The organism is Pradoshia eiseniae (assembly GCF_002946355.1).
Taxonomy (GTDB): Bacteria; Bacillota; Bacilli; order Bacillales; family Pradoshiaceae; genus Pradoshia; species Pradoshia eiseniae.
Genome location: NZ_PKOZ01000004.1, coordinates 223754 through 240549 on the forward strand (window position 1 = coordinate 223754; position 16796 = coordinate 240549).

Sequence of the window (16796 nt, forward strand, 5' to 3'; positions counted from 1 at the left end):
ACCTATTTATATTCTCAATAATCAAACCATCTAATAGAATCATTTCCCACATAAAATAGAAAAAAGAATATGAATATCCATTAAATAAGCTATTTCATTGATTAAACAATTCATTAAAGAAAAGATGAGGAGCACTATACTATGATTAGTCATTTTACTTTCCAATCACTCTATCAAACAGAGAAAATACCAGGCTGGTCTTTCTCTTTCTATTATGAAGGAAAACGCTATACTGGTGTCTACCATAAGGATGGCTCCATTGAATGGACAAACAACTTGCCGTCCGAAAGCTCCCTTAAAGAGCTGGAATCAAGACTTCATGAATTGATGCTTTACCATGTATATGACAATCAATAGCATGTATTACCGCATTATGGAGGCTAGTCGACATGAACAATGATTTACAAGAGCTATTTCCAGATTTAATTCAGGTTTCCTACCCTTTGAAGGACTCCTCCTACCATTGGTATTTGAACAAACAGCACGGATATATCGGCATCCCGAAAGAATCCATAAATGCTGACCAAAAAGCGGTCCTTGAATTCTTCTTAGAACCGTTTACCTTGAATACTGACCAATTAAACATGACAGCTGTACAAAACATCTGGCATGATCTCGTATATAGGGGAAACCTAAATAGATTAGAGGAAGCAGGTTCAGGTTCCTACCGATTTATCCACTTTTATTTAGCTAGCAATGATACCAGCCGAGTTGATTTCAGTGCGGCTATCCATACACTTTTTCCTGATGCTGTTCTTTGCTGGAAAGATCGCTCCAGCGGCGTGGTCATAGAACAGTCGACAGTAAGCATGATGACTAACAAAGATTTTGGTGCGATTATCGATACTCTTGAAAGCGATTTATATGCCCATCTGCGCCTTTTTATCGGGAAGTACTATCCTGTTGATGAAAGAATCGTTCAGAATTTCCAGGCAGAAGAAACCTGCTTCAATGTCCTGTCAATTGCGAATCCCAAATTGCGGGTAACAAGCTTTTCCCAAGCCTTTATTGATTTGATTCTCACCGGACAAAACCAGCAGCTTTGTCAGTCAATGGCACGAAATATGCTCGGCTCCATCGTTAATGAAATGGATTTGGTTGAGACAATCAAGGTTTATATTGAGTCAAATGCAAATGCCACAGTAGCAGCAAAAAAACTATACCTGCACCGCAACAGCCTAAATTACCGTCTGGACAAATTCCTCGAGATTACCGGACTGGATATGAGACAATTTGAAGATAGCTTAAGCGCCTATCTAGCCATCCGCCTCCTGGAAGGATTGGAAGAGAAGTAAGCAAATAGCCCAAAACTTGGATATTTCTTTGTGCACCATGACCATATATTTTTACCCTATGTATTAGTAATATAGTATCTGAAAAGGGTTACATATTTTAGATACGGTCAAGGAGGCTATTAGCATGGCAGAATTAAGACTCGAGCATATTTACAAGGTTTACGATAATAAAGTAACAGCTGTAACGGATTTTGATTTGCACATACAGGATAAGGAATTCATCGTATTTGTTGGGCCTTCCGGCTGCGGTAAATCCACAACTCTTCGTATGATTGCCGGACTGGAGGAAATCTCCAAAGGCGATTTTTATATCGATGATAAACGCGTGAACGATGTTCCGCCTAAAGATCGTGACATCGCTATGGTGTTCCAAAACTACGCTCTATATCCGCATATGTCCGTTTATGATAATATGGCATTCGGATTAAAGCTTCGTAAATTTGATAAAGCTGAAATTGACCGTCGCGTGAAAGACGCAGCCCGCATTCTTGGATTGGAAGAATATTTGAACAGAAAGCCAAAGGCTTTATCAGGCGGTCAGCGCCAGCGTGTGGCTCTTGGCCGTGCCATTGTCCGTGATGCGAAGGTTTTCCTCATGGATGAACCTTTGTCTAACCTTGATGCCAAACTACGCGTTCAAATGCGTGCTGAAATTTCAAAGCTTCACCAACGCCTGAATACAACGACTATCTATGTAACGCATGACCAAACAGAAGCCATGACAATGGCCACCCGCCTTGTTGTCATGAAAGACGGCTTCATCCAGCAGGTCGGTGCGCCAAAAGATGTATATGAAAACCCTGAAAATGTCTTCGTCGGAGGATTCATCGGATCTCCTGCGATGAACTTCCTGAACGGAACCATTAAAGAAGACGGATATTTCGTAACAGGCGATACACGTATCGCCGTTCCTGAAGGAAAGCTAAGCTACCTTCGTGCCCAAGGCTATATCAATAAAGACATCATTTTAGGCATCCGTCCTGAAGATATCCATGATGAGCCCGTCTTTATCAATGCCTCTCCTGAAACGAGCGTTAAATGCCAAATTGAAGTGGCTGAATTAATGGGAGCAGAAACAATGCTCTATACTTCTATAGAAGGGCAATCCATTGTAGCTCGGATTGATTCACGTTCTGATATCAAACCGATGGACACACTACAATTAGGGTTGGATTTAAATAAAGCCCATTTCTTCGATAAAGAAACAGAAGCAAGGATTCGTCCTTAATAGTGAAGAGCCGAATGGTCATCGCCATTCGGCTTTTTTATGGTACCTAAATCTCCACTATTGCTGCGGTTAGATCTTTTCCACATCCCTTGCAAAAGAAAAGATGATAGCATAGGTTTTCCTTAGTTGAATGAACATCCCCATCATTCTGCTTTTGCGTGGCAATATTTAGGTAAGCGCTGTAATCATCATCATAATCCATCACTCTTCCCATATCAGAAAGATCAGTTCCGCATGATGTACACGTCTCCTCCATGACACAAAGTCCATTGCATAAAGGACATTCCATCCTAAACCGCTCCTTTATCGATTAATCTCCTGTTAGAATGTCCAAATCTCCTCAATTCCACCTATCCCATAATTTCTCTTTTTAAATTCTGTATGAAAAAGGACTGTCGAAACTATACTATCATTACAATCAAACATTCACTTTGGGTCAAGCCATACAAGGGGCATACAGGAGAAAACACCGTTCTCTTCTGTGACAAGCCGGTTCGATTCCGGCTGACCCAGCCAAACCAAATTTTAAGGAGGATATCTATCATGGCACAAAATAGTTCAGGCAATTCCTCTAATCAATTGCTTACACCAGGAGCAGCTCAAGCAATTGACCAAATGAAATATGAAATCTCCAGTGAATTCGGAGTGAACCTAGGAGCAGAGACAACTTCTCGTGCAAATGGTTCAGTCGGCGGAGAAATCACAAAACGCCTTGTCCGCATGGGTGAACAGCAAATTAGCGGTCAAAAATAATCATCTAACTGAATATACTGGCTAAAAAACCCCCATCCGAATGATTCGGATGGGGGTTCTGAATGTTTGTTACCCTTTCTGCTTGACCATATCACTTGGGTTGACCCATTGGTCGAACTCTTCTTCTGTTAAATGTCCTAGCTTTATAGCCGCTTCCTTCAATGTGCTATTGTCATTAAAGGCAAGCTTCGCAATTGCGGCTGCTTTTTCATAGCCGATATGCGGGTTTAACGCCGTAACGAGCATCAGTGAGGATTCTACATTCTTGGCGATGCTCTCCACATTAGCCTCTAGGCCAACTAGACAATTCACACGGAAAGATTCAAGTGCATCAGCCATTAATCTTGCCGATTGCAAGAAATTATAGGCAATGACAGGCTTAAATACGTTCAATTCGAAATTTCCTTGGCTTGCAGCAAATCCAATCGCTGCATCATTGCCAAACACTTGAACAGCCACCATGGTTAAAGCTTCACTTTGTGTCGGATTCACTTTACCAGGCATGATAGAGCTTCCTGGTTCATTCGCTGGAATGGTTAGTTCACCGATACCGCTTCGTGGGCCGCTCGCCAACCAGCGTATGTCATTGGCAATCTTCATCGCATCCATCGCAAGGGCTTTGATGGCACCATGAACATAGACGATTTCATCATGACTTGTTAAAGCATGGAATTTATTCGGAGATGACGTGAAATCGTAGCCAGTTTGTTCTGCTAGATGGGCCGCCGTCCTCTCTCCAAATTCAATATGGGCATTAATGCCGGTACCGACTGCCGTACCGCCAATAGCTAAGGAAAGCAATTTATTGGCACTTTCCTCAATCATTTGCTCCGAACGTTCAATCATATATCTCCAGCCACTGATTTCTTGGCCTAGTGTCAATGGTGTCGCATCTTGAAGATGGGTTCTCCCAATCTTTACGATATCCTTAAATTCTTCTTCCTTCTCAAGAAGCACTTTCTTGAATTCAGCAACCTCAGGAAGGACCCTCTCTTGGATGATGGAATAAGTCGCCACATGCAGGGCTGTTGGATATGTATCATTCGAGCTTTGAGACATATTCACATCATCATTTGGATGAAGGACCTCTTCAATCCCTTGTTCACGAAGCCATTGATTGCCTTTGAATGCCACGACTTCATTTACATTCATATTGCTTTGCGTTCCGCTTCCAGTTTGCCAAACCTTCAAAGGAAAATGCTCGTCTAATTGACCAGCTATAATTTCGTCACATACTTTTGAGATTGCGTTCTTCTTATTGTCTGTTAGATTGCCCAATTCATAATTCGTGTGGGCAGCTGCCTTTTTTAATTGCGCAAAGGAGCGAACAATCTCAAGCGGCATAATTTCTTCACCAATTTTGAAATTATTGCGGCTTCTCTCCGTTTGTGCACCCCATAAACTTTCAGCAGGAACTTTCACTTCCCCCATGGTGTCTTTCTCAATCCGATATTCCACGTAAAATCCTCCTATCACCCTAAAAAGTCTTTCTAGTAAAAACATACTCTGTCTGGAAGCAAACGGTCAAATGATAGCGCTTAAAATTCAAAAAATACAAATTATATCATAGAGAAGTTTTTTCCTTTTTGATAGTTTCAATTCAAAAAGAGAAATTTTACATATATATTGCTTTATTACAAAACTATTTCATTCCACCCAATCCAGTTTTTCCTGAACTATTTCCGGGTACATATGATTAAATATAAAAAATACAAAGGAATGGTGAAAGAAATGAAAAAGATAGAAAGCGTTTCTTCGATACTTCCCATTAATGATACAATTACATTAAAACAATTGATGTGCATTTCTGATTATGCAAAATCATATAGCGGCTCCATTAAGATTGTCCGCGGACGACAAGAAATTAATATGACCAATATTCCCGCTCTGACTGCATTCTTCCTTACAATCCGAAAAGGCTCAAATGTAAGCATTCATGTCAATGGGCCAAATGTTCAATCTGCCATTAACCAAATCAGGGAAGTATGTATTTCAGGCAATACGGATTATGTTACATTTTCTAATTCTAAGGAATCCCTTATTTAAGCAATTATAGCGATTAGCACAAGAAAACGCATGGAACACTATTCCGTTCGTTTTCTTGTGCTAATTTATTTTCCGTTGATTATTTCTTGCTTGGTTACAGTACCTTGATGAAAGTACAGCTGCCAGCGTCCATCAATTCGTTTCCATAGAGAGCTTCTAAGTGTATGGCGCCCAAGTGTCTTGTTTATTAGATAATAGGTAGTTAAAACGATATCCGCCGCCACTTCTTGCATAGTAAACTGATGCATGGACAAATCATCTTGTGAAAGATCACGATTCATACAGTCTTCTTTATCAAACATTCTTCCTGAGCTTCCGATTTCAGTAAACTCATCAGCAAGGATCTTATCCATTTCTTCCTTTGAGCTCCTTATTGCCGGTTTCAAATGACGTTCCTCTAAAGATCTTATATGCTCTATGAGATTTTTCTCCACTTAGCTCCACTCCTTAATACTATCTATTATCTTAAATTCTTTTCTTCAAAAAGGATTGAATTCCTCCCTGTCATCCAAATATCCTCACTGAATTCCTGCAACCACTTATCTGGCTAATAACAAAAAGGTAAAACTCCCATTTAGCACAAAGAGAGCTATTAAAATCAATAGCTCTCTCTGTGCTATACCTATATAAACTGCCTTGCAATCATCAATTTCCTCTCCATCTGTCTATCCATTCATTAAAGCTGTCATTGATTTTCTTCTTCTGCTCTTCCCACAGCTCCCTTAAGGTCTTTTTCTCGACCTCTTTTTCAAGCTCATAAACAGAAGGAACGTCGAATTTTTCATTTTCAACATTCGGCAGCGCACCACTCATGATTTTTTGGAAGATAATTGCTGACCCTTTCGTGCTGTCACGGACTAAATATTGCTGAGAGGTCGTCTTGTCATAGCCTGACCATACAGCACCGACAAGATTAGGAGAATAGCCGACAAACCATTGGTCTTTTATAGCGTTTGCTGCTGTGACTCCATCCACCTGGGTTGACCCGGTCTTGCCGGCTATATCCCATCCATCAACCTTTGCATAACGGCCAGTCCCCGACTCATGGTCGACAACACCCTTTAGCATCGTCGTCATATCTTTGGCCACTTGCTTGGTTGTCACCTTCTTCTCTTTCCCTTCAAAGGAAGCGACTGTTTCTCCGCTCTTATTGACTATTCTCTTAATCAAATGGCCCTCATGCATGACACCCTCATTCGCAAGCGCTGAGTAGGCTTGAGCCATTTTGAGCGGGGATACGGCAATACTGCCTCCGCCAAGTGCCAGACCGAGCTGCCTGTTTCCCTTATCAAGTTTGATGCCAAAACGTTCGACCGCATCCATTCCTGTTTGGATTCCAATTTCATTCAGGAGCCATACAGCCGGAATATTCTTCGACTTATAAACAGCCTCAAACATCGGGACTTCACCATCGTATTGGTTATTGTTATTTTTCGGGGAATACCCTCCGGCAAATTCGGTTTTCTCATCAAGCAGCAAATCCTTTATCCCGTAGCCCTCCTCAAGCGCCGGTGTATATACAGCAAGCGGCTTCATCGTTGAGCCAGGCTGTGCTTTCAGCTGGGTTGCGCGGTTATAGCCGAGGAATACATGGTCCGAACGCCCGCCGACTAATGCCCTGACTCCTCCATCATTAGGATCCAGCAGCACAGCAGCACTCTCCGGCTGTTCATTCGGGTTGGAACCTACCGTGAAATTACCATCCTCTGCATAAACTTTCTCTACGACCTCCTGCATATTTTGATCTAATTCTGTGTATATTTTGTATCCGCCTGTCAGAAGATCATCCTGCTCTAGCCCGTATTTACGAACAGCTTCATAGATAACCTGGTCCACATAATATGGATACTTTCCTTTAAGCGGATCACTCAGCTCTTTCAGTTGAATGTCTTCGACAAGGGCCTTATCATATTCGGTCTCGTTTATCTCATCAAAAGCCTTCATTTGAGCCAGAACTACTCCTTGCCTTTTCTTGGCTGATTCAAAATTCTTATATGGGTCTAAGGCAGACGGCGAATGGATTAATCCAGCGAGCATAGCCGCTTCTGCCAGTGTAACGTCCTCCACATTCTTGCCAAAATAAACCCGGCTTGCATTCTGTATTCCCCATGCTCCATGGCCGAAATAAATCTGGTTCAAATACATTTCGAGAATCTCATCCTTCGAATACTGCTGTTCTATTTGACCGGCAATAACGACTTCCTTTATTTTTCTTTCATATGTCTTCTCTGGTGTAAGAATTGTATTTTTGGCCAGCTGCTGGGTAATGGTGCTTCCGCCTTGGACAATGCCGCCAGCGAATAAATTTTCAAAGGCTGCCCGTATGATACCCTTCATATCAATTCCATGATGCTCATAAAAACGATGATCCTCTATGGAGAGAACTGCATCAATAACATGTTCAGGCACTTCATTTATCGACACGCCCTCCATTTTGTTGGCGGTGATTTTACTTGCTTCTTCATTATCCTTATCATAAATAATTGTGGGTTTCATAAGCTCTGTATCTAAGTTGGATAAATCAACTTCTTCGTTTAATAAATACGTAAGGTACATCAACCCTATTAGTGTCAATATAGATATGCTGAGCAAGAGGATATGGAACACCTTAGAATGGTCAAGGAAATTCCCCAGCTTGTTCAGTATTTGTTTCATTCGAGACATAGTTCCTCCTTGCGATCAGGGTGTAAATTTTCTTTTTATCTACCCAAGTTCCACAAATTATACACAAAAATAAAAACAACTGGTATCCAGTTGTTTTAACTATTCTTTATTATCATGTCCATTATTCTCTATTTATGCCTTCTGTCTACTATGGCATTATCCGTCGAATCTGCTTCCTGACAGAGGGTCTCCATATACATATAAACAATTTGCTTTAGCTTATCATCTGCTCCGAGTATATCTAGATGGGTCAAGCATCTCCGTATAATTGGATGCACGTCTGCTGGCGTTGTTTTTTTATCCAATAGCCCCATCACCTCTTTTTTACATTATAAGCCTTCTTATTCAACATTGTCATTAGCCTTTTGTCATGTTTAATCATAAAAATACGAAATAATTGTTTTTACCTGAAAAAGAATATCCAATACGTCAGAAAATGTCTCTTATAAAATGTTTCTGAAATAAATATTTTGGATAAATGATAAAGTACAGGAGTAATAGAAGGGATGTGTAGCTATGTTTAATCATATTGTCGTTGCATTTGATGGATCTGATTCAAGCAAGAAAGGCTTATCATTGGGTATGGATTTATGCAAGAATAAAGAGGATTCATTACTATCCATCGTCCATGTATATGACCAATCAGATGATACGCAGAACTATCCAGCAGGGGCCAATCCGTTCGATGGAAAAGTACCGTTATACGTAGACCAATCACAAGGCCAGTCGATGGCATTACCTGACCAAGATGTCTATGAGCCATATACGGCAGATTCACGGTTAGCAGAGATTGAAAAATATGTAAAGGGCATCACTGATAATAGCCTTATCAGCCCTCATTTTATTGTATTGGAAGGGGATAGAGATGATGCCATACTGCAATACGCCGAGAAAGAAGGAGCAGATCTTATTATTGTCGGTAATAGCAGCAGTTCAACATTAAAAAGATTATTTCTCGGAAGCCTTTCACAAAAAATTATCAAAAATGCAAGCTGCCCAGTAATGGTGGCTAAATAAGACAGATTAACCTACCCGCTGCGAGCAGGTAGGTTTTTAATTATAAGAAGACAAAAAATCCTCGGCTAAAAAGCCGGGATTTCTAGTTGTCCGCTTTGACAAACACTTAAATAACATTACCCAACGCGATTCACCAGTTCTTTATACTTCTGTTCCGAAACCTCTCTCTCCAAGGAACTGAAGATACGATATTGATCATCATCTAAAATACGATAATGCTGGCTGATCATGTTTTGCTGAAGTGTATAACCTTTCTCCGAGGAAAGGTCCTTCCACCACATCTTCCCTCCGAGCATTTTTTCCTTCCGATAATCAATGCTCTCACGCGATACCGTTTCTATTACTTCAAGCGGGTCGCCCCCAAATAATGTTTGGACCGTCAATGTCTCTCGAAAGAGTGAGACGACAGCCACAACAGTTGTCCAGCTGGCCTCATTTCTCTCCTTTTCAATTTGCACTAGTGTTTTCTTTGAAATGCCGATGATTTCCGCCATCTTATCTTGTGTATAATCAACCTCAACCCGGATAAGTCTCATGCGCTCTGATATTAAACGAATTATTTCATCCTTTGTCATGCCATCCCTCTTCTCAATTAGTGTATGAAAACATGTTATAGTTATGGAATATTTTATCAATTATTGACCCGTTATAAATATTATAATTGAAATAAATGGAAAATTGTTGGTAATTTGTATATATTTACTGATTTTTTTATTCCCTTGAGTGATAAAATGAAACCTATTGTTACTGAATAGTTAGTTGTTTTATCGTCAATTCACTTCTTTTTTATGAGTTTTTGACAGGCTTTTCACCATCATCCTTAATTAAAACAACCCTTAATCAAGAAGAGTTGGCGTATCACATATAATTTCCTCCAGGAAATTTACACCCAAATAAGGTAGAAAACATAATAAAAAGCCGGAGAACCTCTATTCCAAATTTAAGAGGATTCTCCGGCCTGATAGTCTTACTTTTACTTCTTTTCCAGCTCATTTTTATATTCAACCCATTTTCGTATAGATAACATAACATCCTTCAATGCTTCTCCACTAGGTGTCAATTCATATTGGACTTTCTTTAAAGAACCATCTAAATAACTCTTTTTCACTAATTCCTCCTTCACTAATTCATTCAATCTTTCTGTCAGGACCCTGTCAGAGATTCCTTCAATCCGTCCAATTAATTCATGATATCTTTTCGGTCCATCCAGCAATGAGTATATGATAATCCCCATCCATTTTCGGCCGATAAATTCTATTGTCTTGTGAAAATCACTGCATATATGTAGCTTTGGACCATGATCTGTGGCTTCTGGCATAGAAATCGCCTCCATCTTTATGCTCTTATTATCATAACATGAATCTTATGCATTGACATGTTAACTTACTAATGGTAAGTTAACCAATATATAAAAACTAACTTTAAGTAAGTTTACAAGGAGAATAACCATGTCACAATTAGAACAAATTATCAAACAGCGTAAGTCCGTTCGAAGCTATGATCCCCAATTTCAAATTGACAAGCGTGAAATTCTTGAATTATTAAGCATTGCAGCCAATGCACCATCATCAAGCAACCTGCAGCCATGGCGTTTTATCGTTATCCAAAACAAAGAGCTTCAAAAAGAGATCCGGACACTTGGCTTCAACCAGGCGCAAATCGAAGAGTCGTCGGCAATCGTTGCCGTTATAGGTGATAGCGAAGCTTACAAAAACGTAGAAAAAATCTATTCCCTTAATGTTGAAAAAGGCTATATGGACCAATCTATCGCTGATCGGACAATCAAACAAACATTGAATGCATATCCAACAATGCCGAAGGAAGGATTAAAGGAAATTGCCGCTTATGATGCCGGCGCAATTGCCATGCAATTCATGCTGCTCGCCAAAGATCGCGGCTACGATACAATCACGATGGGCGGCTTCGACAAAGATGCATTCGCCAAACGCTTTGACCTGCCAGACAATCTCTTCCCAATTACTTTAATTGCTATCGGTAAGGCTCTAGCACCTGCATTCAATACTTCACGCCTGCCAATCGAATCTTTAACAACCTACTTTGATTAAATAGAAAAGACCGCAATAAAGGTTAGCCAATAACCTTTATCGCGGTCTTTCTTGTCTCCGTATTAAACAAATCAATAATGAGCTGCCTTCTTCAAGAGTAATCTTGGTGCTGAAGAGAAGAGCAGCATAATAACCCCGCCTGATACAATTACGCTCGGAAGCAAATAAGACAGATTATACAGGAGGGAGAAGATGATAACAGACTGCCCGTCCGCAGCCCCCGCTCCAAAGAAGACGACTCCCGCGATAAAGTGGGCAAGAAAACGCAATGAGCTTCCTACAAGAATCCCGCCTATTACATAAAGAATATTGGTTCTTCTATTGTTTCCGTTTGGTTGGACCAGACTGAAAAGGAGCCCCGATAAACCTACCGCTGAAAAAGCCACGATATAATCTAGAATTCCTTGAACTGGTGTCAGAATATAGGCCGTTCCTGATACGATTTGCAATAGACCCAATAACAGCCCGGTTACAACACCGCCTTTTACACCCCACCGCAAGGCCATCAAAAAGACTGGTACCATGGCAATTGATACGCTTCCTCCTTGTGCCCATAAACTAAAAGACATGATGTTTCCAAGCAAATCAAAAATAAATGCCATAGCCGCAAAAATAGCCACCTCAACCAAATACAACAAACGGTTATTTCTCATCATTGTTCCCCTTTCTTTTTGGAGGAGTACCTGAATCTTTCGAGAAAACGGGCTTATAAAATGCAAAAGAGCAATGTATGTCAAAAATGGCACACATTGCTCTCTTACAAATAGCATATATCCGCCACATTCCTACGCTAGAATTATCTAACAGGTTCGGAGGGTCAGAATTCGAACATTCACTCTCAGCCTCATGGGCTCCCCTTGTGGAATAAATTATATTCATTTTCTTATATGATACTAGAAGGAATTGCCAATAGCAAGGAGATTTCCTTACGCAGTCATCTCTTCCGTCATCTCTGGTGCTTCATCTTCATTTGCTTCATATTTCTTCTCAGATTGAGCAATAATGACAGCACAGGAAGCATCACCTGTAATATTTACGGCCGTACGCGTCATATCCAATAAGCGGTCAATTCCAAGAATAAGGCCAATTCCCTCGACCGGCAAGCCCACCTGTTCAAGTACCATAGCAAGTAGAATCAACCCGGCTCCTGGTACACCCGCTGTCCCAACACTGGCCAGAACCGCTGTCAGGATAACTGTCAACAATTGAGGAACCGTCAAATCAACGCCGTACGTTTGTGCAATAAAGACAACCGCAACCCCTTGAAGAATTCCTGTTCCGTCCATATTAATCGTTGCTCCAAGAGGCTGCACAAAGCTGCTGATGTTCTTTGGCACGTTAAGCGCTTTTTGAGCTGTTTCCATTGCTACTGGAAGAGCTGCACTGCTTGAAGACGTACTGAATCCCACAGCAATTGCCGGGAAAAACTTCTTAAAGAAATCTAGTGGATTGCTTCGTCCAAGCAGGGAAATCGCTCCGCCATATACAACAACTGTATGAATAAAGAGAGCTAACACAACCACAATCATGTAAAGGCCCATGCTCTTAATCGCAGCAATCCCTTGGCTACCGACTGCTGTTGCTACAAGAGCAAACGTAGCATAAGGAGCCGCCTTCATGATCATGTTGACAAGGTAAACCATTAATTCTTGTCCTTGTTCCAATAAATCAATAATGCCCTTCGTTTTTGAACCAAGCGCAGAAATTCCAAGCCCAAAGAAAATAGACATAACAATTACTTGAAGCATATTTCCTTCTGCCATGGCTTGAATAGGGTTTTTCGGAATGATATTTATGAGAGTATCTATTACTGAGGGAGCTTGACTAGCAGTGTATTCAGCAGCAGAGATATTTACTTGAGAGCCGGCACCCGGCTTGATTAACAAGGCAAGTCCAATACCGATGGTGATGGCAAAAGCAGTTGTGAAAAGGAAATATAGCATTGTCTTTCCGCCAATACGGCCTAGCTTTTTTGGATCGCCAAGACCAGCTGTTCCTAAAGTGATGGAAATGAGGACAATTGGTACCACTAACATCGTGATAGCATTGATGAATAAGGAACCAACTGGTTCAAAAAGATATGAATCAAAGATTTTAAATAGTTCAGGTGAAAATTGATTGAGACCTAAACCAACCAAAATACCCGTAATTAATCCTGTGATGATTTTTATTGTTAGCTTCATAGATGACCTCCTCTTAATCTAACCAACAGGTTATTTGTCTTCAAATATTGCAAGCTATAAAAACTTCTCCACTGTAGAGGGTTCTTAAAACTTTACTAACATAATATTAGACAAAATTTAGCGAAACAACAATGGTAATAATTACAGTGCTTGCACAGAATTCCATATAAATCTAAATATGTCTTATCTATGTTAAAAAAATGACTAGTTCCAACCACAGCAAAAAAGACGCCTAACAGCGCCTTGTAGAGTAAATGACTTATGATTAAACATACTTTTGTATGTATTATGCTTTAATGGCTCTTGACCTCGACTTGCTTCTTCAGGGAATAGGAATTCTGCAATAATTCGTTAAACGTTAGCTCTGAACAAACTACGCTAGAGAAAATTTCATTCCGGGATTTTGTTTTCTCAATTTTAACACCCTGTATCTTAAACTTAGATACGATATCCATTCTCACATTCTCCACCTTCTGATTTTTTACTGACCAGTACCAATTTACCCAAAAACCTTCTAACAAAACATCATTTGAGCAATAAGCTTGACTTTTGGTCAGGGTTTATTCTTATAGTTAAACTCTGTCGCAATCATTCTTATATATTCAAATGCTGCACTCTTTAGGTACAGTACTAATGAACTCACAATATTTAAATTGTACTAAACTCTGCAGAAAAATAAAGGGAATATTTTCTTAATTTTATTAAATTTGATTTGTTTTTAAAAATGTGCCTAAAACAAATGCTATTCATCAAGAAATTTAATATAATAAAAATTAATAACTATTTTCCACTTACTTCTCTTTATTAATAAAAAGGGGGGATTTGCATGGGAAGTTGATGGCCAGTAAACCTACCAGCACTTTTTATCCGTTAACGATTAACCATACAGCTGTTAACAGCTTATTATCACAGGAGGTGACTCCTTCGCCGTCTTATCACGGTTGAAGGAAATTTATTGGACATATGGAATTTGGTTTTTATAGCCATTTTGATTGCGCTAACCGCATTTTTTGTTGCTTCAGAGTTTGCGATTGTTAAGATTCGCTCTTCTCGAATTGATCAGTTGATGGAAGAAGGCAACCGAAGAGCAATAGTTGCTAAAAGCATTATCACCAATCTGGATGAGTATTTATCTGCCTGTCAGCTAGGTATTACCATTACGGCTCTTGCTTTGGGATGGATTGGGGAGGAAACCTTTGAATCTCTTCTCGCTCCATTATTCGCACTGCTTTCATTGCCTGAATCTGTTACAACGCCACTCGTCGTCATTATTGCTTTTCTGCTGATTACTTTTATTCACGTGGTGATCGGTGAATTGGCTCCAAAGACGATTGCTATTCAAAAAGCGGAAGCAATCTCTCTTCTATTCTCAAGACCTCTTATGGCATTCTACAAAATTATGTATCCATTCATTTGGCTGCTTAATGGCTCTGCCCGTTTGATTGTCCGTATGCTTGGACTTCAGCCAGCTTCAGAGCATGAGATTGCCCACACGGAAGAGGAATTGCAGATTATACTTTCAGAAAGTTATAAGAGCGGCGAAATTAACCAATCTGAGTTTAAATATGTAAATAATATATTTGAATTTGATAACCGGGTTGCAAAAGAAATCATGGCTCCTCGTACCGAAATGGTTTCCTTATCTAAAGAGGATACCATTCAAGCGTTCATTCAATTGTACCATGAGGAGAAATTCACTCGTTATCCGGTCATTGACGGTGACAAGGACCATATCATCGGATTGGTAAACGTTAAAGAGGTACTAACCGATGTTGTCGTCGATGACAGTATTTCAAATTCAACTATACAAGATTATATAAGGCCGATTATCCATGTCATCGATACCATTCCAATCCATGATTTGCTTGTGAGAATGCAATCAGAACGGATTCATATGGCTGTTTTGATGGATGAATATGGTGGGACATCCGGATTGGTCACCATCGAAGATATCGTCGAAGAAATTGTTGGCGAGATTCGAGATGAATTTGATAATGATGAGATTCCTGAAGTACGCAAAAACTCTGACGGATCTTACATTGTTGACTCTAAGGTATTACTCAGCGAGATTAATGACTTGCTTGGCACTAGTCTTGATGATTCTGATATAGACACAATAGGCGGCTGGGTTCTGACAGAGAAATACGAAGCAAAGCTTGGCGATATGCTTGAGATTGACGATTACGAGGTAACCATTATCGATATGGAGGAACATCATATCCGTTATCTTGAAATCCGAAAAAAGCCAATGAAGGTTCAACCGCTTCCTGCATCGAGCGAGCCATCAGAAGGAGAAAACAAGCTGTTCACTCAACCGCTATCAAGCAGTACCGCCGAATAATCAAAAAACACACGTGTTAACACGTGTGTTTTTTGATTTGTTCCTTATCCTTTATGAGACATGTCACAATCAAACATCATCCGTAATGACCGCATTCCTTGCCCGATAGAGCTTAACGAGCCGGACAATATTCTTCGTGATTGTCTTGACAACCGCATACGTAGGGACTGCAAGGATCATCCCTAGAATACCCGCTAATGAGCCGGCAACAAGCAAAATGAGGATAATGGTCAATGGATGAATATTTAAGGACTTTCCGATAATCAATGGTGAAATAAGATTTCCATCAAGCTGCTGAACAATAACAATGATTAAGATAACCAGAATGGCTGCCAGAGGTGATTGGAATAAGCCGACAAGCACCGCCGGAGCCGCACCGATGAACGGACCGACATACGGAATGATATTCGTGACCGCAATTACGAGTCCCAGTGTTAAGGCATACGGCAAATCGATCAGCAAGAAACCGATAAAGCAAGCAGTTCCAACGAAAATACATACAATCATTTGTCCTTGTATGTAATTTGCTAATGTTTGAGAAGTCTCTTGAATGACAACGAGCCCCTCCTTCCTGAATGAAGAAGGAAGAAACTTCATTATAGCTCCAGGCAATTTATTGCCATCCTTCAACATATAGAAGAGGATAAACGGAACCGTAATAATGATTAAGGTCAAACTGGTGATGAATGAAACCACCGCTGATATACCGGATGTGATATTGCTTGTAATATTTGTTGTAAACTCAAGCAATCGATCCTTTATTTCCTCAAATTTAATGAAATCCTGTTCAACAACATAATTGAACCAATTTGATTTCGATGCATCCTCTATAAATGCGACAACATGGTCGATCGTCTCCGGTGTTTGTTTTGCAATATCCGTGACTTGGTCGGTTACAACTGGCACAACTTTTGTGATTCCAATCGTGATTAGTCCAATAAGCGCTAAATAGAGAATGATGATTCCCACTATTTTTGGAACCTTCCATTTCATAAGCAGCTTCAGCATTGGATTTAGCAAGTAAAACAAGAAGCCCGAAATTAATATCGGGAAAAACAATGTTGAGATAAAAACCCCAATAGGATGGAATACGAAGGAAATTTTTGTGCCTATGTAAATAATGATCAACAGCAGCAATATTTCCAAAGTCCAGAACTGTAATTTAGATTTCAACGATCTCTTCCACTCCTTAGCATTCTTCCA

The 16796-nt window shown here is 40.1% G+C and carries 19 protein-coding genes and 1 riboswitch; of the genes, 8 read left to right on the forward strand and 11 right to left on the reverse strand.

What is annotated here, in order from left to right; genetic code table 11:
- Nucleotides 1-141: 141 nt before the first annotated feature.
- The 3 genes from CYL18_RS09700 (at nt 142) to CYL18_RS09710 (ending at nt 2523) form a co-directional block, all read left to right on the forward strand.
- Nucleotides 142-357: a YheE family protein gene (locus CYL18_RS09700; protein ID WP_104849301.1), complete on the forward strand. Its 216-nt coding sequence runs from the start codon at nt 142-144 to the stop codon at nt 355-357.
- Between the two features lie 32 nt (nt 358-389).
- Nucleotides 390-1295 carry a PucR family transcriptional regulator gene (locus CYL18_RS09705; protein WP_104849302.1) on the forward strand — a complete coding sequence of 302 codons (906 nt, stop codon included), beginning with the start codon at nt 390-392 and terminating at the stop codon, nt 1293-1295.
- A gap of 124 nt (nt 1296-1419) precedes the next feature.
- Nucleotides 1420-2523, forward strand: a complete 1104-nt coding sequence (locus CYL18_RS09710) for an ABC transporter ATP-binding protein (protein WP_104849303.1) — start codon at nt 1420-1422, stop codon at nt 2521-2523.
- Nucleotides 2524-2569: 46 nt separating this feature from the next.
- Here the strand turns inward: CYL18_RS09710 and CYL18_RS09715 are convergent, their stop codons facing one another.
- The gene (locus CYL18_RS09715; protein ID WP_104849304.1) at nt 2570-2812 is read right to left on the reverse strand and encodes a hypothetical protein; all 243 of its coding nucleotides are present in this window, start codon (nt 2810-2812) and stop codon (nt 2570-2572) included.
- A 254-nt stretch (nt 2813-3066) separates the two neighbouring features.
- Between CYL18_RS09715 and CYL18_RS09720 the strand changes: the two genes are divergently transcribed.
- Complete coding sequence (locus tag CYL18_RS09720; protein WP_049671927.1) at nt 3067-3276, forward strand: alpha/beta-type small acid-soluble spore protein; 210 nt, start codon at nt 3067-3069, stop codon at nt 3274-3276.
- 69 nt (nt 3277-3345) lie between these two features.
- Here CYL18_RS09720 and fumC read toward each other — a convergent pair whose 3' ends face one another.
- On the reverse strand, nt 3346-4734 hold the full coding sequence (gene fumC / locus CYL18_RS09725; RefSeq protein ID WP_104849305.1) for a class II fumarate hydratase: 1389 nt from the start codon (nt 4732-4734) through the stop codon (nt 3346-3348).
- A 273-nt stretch (nt 4735-5007) separates the two neighbouring features.
- On the opposite strand from fumC, the gene CYL18_RS09730 reads away from it, so the two are divergent.
- Nucleotides 5008-5322, forward strand: coding sequence for an HPr family phosphocarrier protein (locus CYL18_RS09730; RefSeq protein ID WP_146102841.1), 315 nt, complete (start codon nt 5008-5010; stop codon nt 5320-5322).
- Between the two features lie 65 nt (nt 5323-5387).
- On the opposite strand, the gene CYL18_RS09735 is transcribed toward CYL18_RS09730, so the two are convergent.
- The 3 genes from CYL18_RS09735 to CYL18_RS19265 form a co-directional block, all read right to left on the reverse strand.
- Nucleotides 5388-5756, reverse strand: a complete 369-nt coding sequence (locus CYL18_RS09735) for a nuclear transport factor 2 family protein (protein WP_104849307.1) — start codon at nt 5754-5756, stop codon at nt 5388-5390.
- Between the two features lie 211 nt (nt 5757-5967).
- The gene (locus CYL18_RS09740; protein ID WP_104849308.1) at nt 5968-7986 is read right to left on the reverse strand and encodes a transglycosylase domain-containing protein; all 2019 of its coding nucleotides are present in this window, start codon (nt 7984-7986) and stop codon (nt 5968-5970) included.
- Between the two features lie 128 nt (nt 7987-8114).
- Nucleotides 8115-8291, reverse strand: coding sequence for a hypothetical protein (locus CYL18_RS19265; RefSeq protein ID WP_161497118.1), 177 nt, complete (start codon nt 8289-8291; stop codon nt 8115-8117).
- A gap of 211 nt (nt 8292-8502) precedes the next feature.
- Here CYL18_RS19265 and CYL18_RS09750 point away from each other — a divergent pair, with 211 nt between their 5' ends.
- Nucleotides 8503-9003 (forward strand): universal stress protein, encoded by a 501-nt coding sequence (locus CYL18_RS09750; protein WP_104849310.1) that lies wholly within the window; start codon nt 8503-8505, stop codon nt 9001-9003.
- A gap of 116 nt (nt 9004-9119) precedes the next feature.
- Here the strand turns inward: CYL18_RS09750 and CYL18_RS09755 are convergent, their stop codons facing one another.
- Both CYL18_RS09755 and CYL18_RS09760 read right to left on the reverse strand, forming a co-directional pair.
- Nucleotides 9120-9578, reverse strand: a complete 459-nt coding sequence (locus CYL18_RS09755) for a helix-turn-helix transcriptional regulator (protein ID WP_104849311.1) — start codon at nt 9576-9578, stop codon at nt 9120-9122.
- 398 nt (nt 9579-9976) lie between these two features.
- Nucleotides 9977-10321: a winged helix-turn-helix transcriptional regulator gene (locus tag CYL18_RS09760; RefSeq protein ID WP_236636354.1), complete on the reverse strand. Its 345-nt coding sequence runs from the start codon at nt 10319-10321 to the stop codon at nt 9977-9979.
- A 130-nt stretch (nt 10322-10451) separates the two neighbouring features.
- On the opposite strand from CYL18_RS09760, the gene CYL18_RS09765 reads away from it, so the two are divergent.
- Nucleotides 10452-11069, forward strand: a complete 618-nt coding sequence (locus tag CYL18_RS09765) for a nitroreductase family protein (protein ID WP_104849313.1) — start codon at nt 10452-10454, stop codon at nt 11067-11069.
- Nucleotides 11070-11140: 71 nt separating this feature from the next.
- Here the strand turns inward: CYL18_RS09765 and thiT are convergent, their stop codons facing one another.
- The 3 genes from thiT to CYL18_RS19710 form a co-directional block, all read right to left on the reverse strand.
- Nucleotides 11141-11725 carry an energy-coupled thiamine transporter ThiT gene (gene thiT / locus CYL18_RS09770; RefSeq protein ID WP_330847579.1) on the reverse strand — a complete coding sequence of 195 codons (585 nt, stop codon included), beginning with the start codon at nt 11723-11725 and terminating at the stop codon, nt 11141-11143.
- Between the two features lie 109 nt (nt 11726-11834).
- Nucleotides 11835-11937, reverse strand: a riboswitch (TPP riboswitch).
- A gap of 58 nt (nt 11938-11995) precedes the next feature.
- On the reverse strand, nt 11996-13252 hold the full coding sequence (locus CYL18_RS09775) for a dicarboxylate/amino acid:cation symporter (RefSeq protein ID WP_104849314.1): 1257 nt from the start codon (nt 13250-13252) through the stop codon (nt 11996-11998).
- A gap of 293 nt (nt 13253-13545) precedes the next feature.
- Entirely contained in the window at nt 13546-13707 is a 162-nt protein-coding gene (locus CYL18_RS19710) for an Lmo0850 family protein (protein ID WP_407984524.1), read from the reverse strand.
- 500 nt (nt 13708-14207) lie between these two features.
- Here CYL18_RS19710 and CYL18_RS09780 point away from each other — a divergent pair, with 500 nt between their 5' ends.
- Entirely contained in the window at nt 14208-15593 is a 1386-nt protein-coding gene (locus CYL18_RS09780) for a hemolysin family protein (protein WP_104849315.1), read from the forward strand.
- Between the two features lie 69 nt (nt 15594-15662).
- Here CYL18_RS09780 and CYL18_RS09785 read toward each other — a convergent pair whose 3' ends face one another.
- Nucleotides 15663-16766, reverse strand: coding sequence for an AI-2E family transporter (locus CYL18_RS09785; RefSeq protein ID WP_104849316.1), 1104 nt, complete (start codon nt 16764-16766; stop codon nt 15663-15665).
- Nucleotides 16767-16796: the final 30 nt, after the last annotated feature.